5 protein-coding genes are annotated in these 3238 nt (G+C 49.8%); 4 read left to right on the top strand and 1 reads right to left on the bottom strand.

Features of this window, described 5'->3' with window-relative positions:
- The 4 genes from OEL57_RS15635 to lgt all read left to right on the top strand — a co-directional run.
- A partial coding sequence (locus tag OEL57_RS15635) for a TlpA disulfide reductase family protein (protein WP_300741747.1) occupies positions 1-302 on the top strand: 302 nt, incomplete at its 5' end.
- Between the two features lie 15 nt (positions 303-317).
- Positions 318-1046, top strand: coding sequence for a cytochrome c biogenesis CcdA family protein (locus OEL57_RS15630; protein ID WP_300741746.1), 729 nt, complete (start codon positions 318-320; stop codon positions 1044-1046).
- Position 1047: 1 nt separating this feature from the next.
- The gene (locus tag OEL57_RS15625; RefSeq protein ID WP_078790789.1) at positions 1048-1482 is read left to right on the top strand and encodes a VOC family protein; all 435 of its coding nucleotides are present in this window, start codon (positions 1048-1050) and stop codon (positions 1480-1482) included.
- Positions 1483-1765: 283 nt separating this feature from the next.
- Positions 1766-2560, top strand: coding sequence for a prolipoprotein diacylglyceryl transferase (gene lgt / locus OEL57_RS15620; protein ID WP_300741745.1), 795 nt, complete (start codon positions 1766-1768; stop codon positions 2558-2560).
- On the opposite strand, the gene OEL57_RS15615 is transcribed toward lgt, so the two are convergent.
- A partial coding sequence (locus OEL57_RS15615; protein WP_300741744.1) for an NAD-dependent epimerase/dehydratase family protein occupies positions 2550-3238 on the bottom strand: 689 nt, incomplete at its 5' end. The genes lgt and OEL57_RS15615 overlap by 11 nt on opposite strands.

Raw genomic sequence — 3238 nt, 5'->3', positions numbered from 1 at the left:
GTGAAGAGATCCCTTCCATGATGAAGTTGAACACGTTTATGGCAGGCAAGCCGTTTCAAATGGTCTGTGTTTCGGTTGATGAAGGTGGTAAAAAGGCGGTGGAGGAGTTTTTTAAAAATTCCGGTTCTTCATTGCCTGCTTACACTGATCCAAGCGGTCAGGTTGCCAAGACCTATGGTATTACCGGTGTCCCTGAGACCTTTGTGATTGATAAAAATGGTGTCATTGTAGAGAAGGTAATCGGTGGCAAGGATTGGAACAGCCCTGAAGTAATCGCCTTTCTTGAAGGACTAATGAAGTAAAAAGATACTAACCTTATGGAAATTCAACATATCAGCTATATCGGTGCCTTTGTGGCAGGTCTGCTTTCCTTCCTGTCCCCCTGCGTGCTTCCACTGATCCCATCGTACATCACCTACATTACCGGTTTGTCTTTCAGTGACCTGGATGCTGAGCATCCCAGCCATGTCGTACGCAAAAAGACCATGCTGCATTCACTGGCATTTGTCAGTGGTTTTACTGTTGTATTTGTTTTACTTGGTGCTTCTGCCACCTATATCGGCTCTTTTTTGCAGCAGCATATGGAACTGGTTCGCAAGCTTGGCGGTGTTCTGATTATTGTTTTCGGCATTCATGTTACCGGCCTGGTGCCGCTTAGATGGCTATTGGGTGAGAAGCGTGTTTCACTGAAGCACAAACCAGCCGGTTTCCTGGGTAGTTTTTTGGTCGGCCTGGCCTTTGCGGCTGGCTGGACCCCCTGTATCGGTCCAATCCTGGCTTCGATTCTTATGATTGCAGCAACTGAGGAAAAGGTCGCTCAGGGAATTGTGCTACTGTTGCTCTACTCCATCGGGCTGGGGATTCCATTTTTGCTTTCATCACTGGCTTTGCATCGTTTTATTACGGTCTTTAATCGTTTTAAAAAACATATCAGGCTCTTTGAAATTATTACCGGGTTCTTCCTGATTGTTGTGGGTGTGCTCATTTTTACCAACTGGCTGTCAGTATTATCCGGTTATGTCAATCTGCTGTTTATGAAAAGCTGAGATGGTCAAGGCGCACCGCTCACAACATTCGATCCAGTTGGCTGTCTCACAACTGGTGGTAACAGAAGCCTTTTATGCCGGTATTCTGGAACTGCCAATCCGTCGTTCTTTTTCAGCACCTGGCGCACCTGAACATCTGATTGTCGATATGGAAGGGATCTCGCTGATCTTTGTTGAAGAAGGCGATGTGATCAGGACCCATCCGATTCTTGAACATCGTTTCGGTATGTTTCCCAAAGGGGTTGGCCTGACGTTGCACTTTGAAGTACAGGATATTGAAGGGATCAGGGATGCCATTCTTGAAGAGGATATGGAAATTCTCTATCATCTGGAAGAAAAGCCCTATGGTGTCAAGGAGATGTGGTGCTTTGATCCTGATGGCTACCTGATTGCCCTTGAGGAACCAACGGTACGACGTAGCAAGGCCGGTCGCTGAGAGCAACCGGCCTTGTGTTTGTCTGTGCTGAATTCTACTGCTGCTTCGTGTTATCGGTGGTTTTTTTCTCCTCCCGGACCGGGGGAGTACAGCTATCCGACATTCAGGTAGGGACTCCCATTCTGGGGAGCAGGTATTTGTTAACCACAAACCAGACAACCAGAATAATCAGCAACAAAAATATATCTTTCATGATACCCTCCAGCTGATTGTATAGCATAGTAGCTACTATTTTTGGACGTTTTTTTACTTTTCGCTTCACGCAGCCAAGGAGTAATCCGTTATGAACTTTCCCGCAATTGATCCCGTCTTTCTGCGTTTGGGTCCGTTGCAGTTTCGCTGGTATGGGCTGATGTATGTGATCGGTTTTTTAGCCAGCTATTTCCTGATCCGTAATGAAGCCCGACGCAGAAAACTCAGCATGGATAACGAGGCGGTGGCTGACTTTATTTTCTGCCTTGCCCTTGGAGTCGTGCTGGGCGGCCGTCTGGGCTACGTACTGTTTTATGATCTTGCCTCATATCTGAGTCATCCGTTGAGGGTCTTTGCTATCTGGCAAGGGGGGATGTCGTTCCATGGTGGTCTGTTGGGGGTTGCTGTGGCAGGGCTCTGGTATGCCCGTCGTTTTCAGTTGCCCTATCTGCAACTGGCTGATCTGGTTGCCCTTGCAACGCCGGTTGGGCTTGGTTTAGGACGGATCGGTAACTTTATCAATGGCGAGCTGTTTGGTCGTCCCACAACCATGCCCTGGGGGATGATCTTTCCTGATGGCGGGCCATTGCCCCGGCACCCATCTCAGCTCTATGAAGCGCTGCTTGAAGGGGTTGTGCTGTTTTTTCTGGTCCGTTTTCTGGCACGTCGTTTTCAGGCACCAGGTACGGCCATAGCAGCCTTCCTGGGTGGGTATGGACTGTTCCGCTTCGTTGTTGAGCTGTTCCGGCAACCGGATAGTCAACTGGGGCTCTACTTTAACTTCTTTTCCATGGGACAACTGTTGAGTTTGCCGCTCTTTTTAATGGGTGGTATACTGCTGGTCTGGTTGAATTGGAAGAAGAAACCTCAGGATGTTACGGTCTGATTGTAGCAAGCCATTGTTGTAACTGTTTTAATCCTTGATCAATGGTGATCTCAGGCTGATACCCGAAATCACGCCGGGCTGCCGAGATATCAAACCAGTGGGCTGTGGCCAGCTCTTTTGCCACAAAACGGGTCATGGGTGGTTCACCAGATAACCTGAACCATCCCCATAGCTTTTCACAGATGGCTCCCACTGCATAGGCTGCCTCCGGTGAAATGGATTTGGTAACCGGTGCAACACCGCCTGCTTCAAGGATCAGGTTGACCATCTCCCACAAGGGAATCGGTTCCCCGTTGCTGATAAAATATGCCTTGCCAGCCACAGGTCTGCCCGGCTCCAGCCGGTCGGCTGCCTGCAGGTGCGCCCTGGCAGCATTATCCACATAGACCGTATCCACCAGACAGGGCCGGTTGCCGATCCTCCGTAATCTGCCGCTCTTCCCCTTGGCAATAATCCGTGGCACCAGATGGTTATCACCCGGCCCCCAGATCAGGTGAGGACGCAGAGACACGGTTGCAAGCTGCGGACTGTTCGCCTGTAGCACCAACTGCTCGGCCAGGGCCTTGGTCTGGGGATAAAAGGCCTCAAAATGAGCAGGGTAGGGCAGCGTCTCATCCCCCCCCTCAACATCGTTGCCATCAAACACCACGCTGGGTGAGCTGGTATAGATCAATTTAT

Origin of the sequence: Trichlorobacter sp., assembly GCF_030247655.1 — a bacterium.
Taxonomy (GTDB): Bacteria; Desulfobacterota; Desulfuromonadia; order Geobacterales; family Pseudopelobacteraceae; genus Trichlorobacter.
Note: the sequence above shows the minus strand (reverse complement) of the source record. Positions and strands in the feature narration are given on the sequence as shown.

Coding starts and splice junctions, on each gene's coding strand:
- OEL57_RS15630 (WP_300741746.1), top strand. CDS start 318: ATGGAAATTCAACATATCAGCTATATCGGTGCCTTTGTGGCAGGTCTG.
- OEL57_RS15625 (WP_078790789.1), top strand. CDS start 1,048: ATGGTCAAGGCGCACCGCTCACAACATTCGATCCAGTTGGCTGTCTCA.
- lgt (WP_300741745.1), top strand. CDS start 1,766: ATGAACTTTCCCGCAATTGATCCCGTCTTTCTGCGTTTGGGTCCGTTG.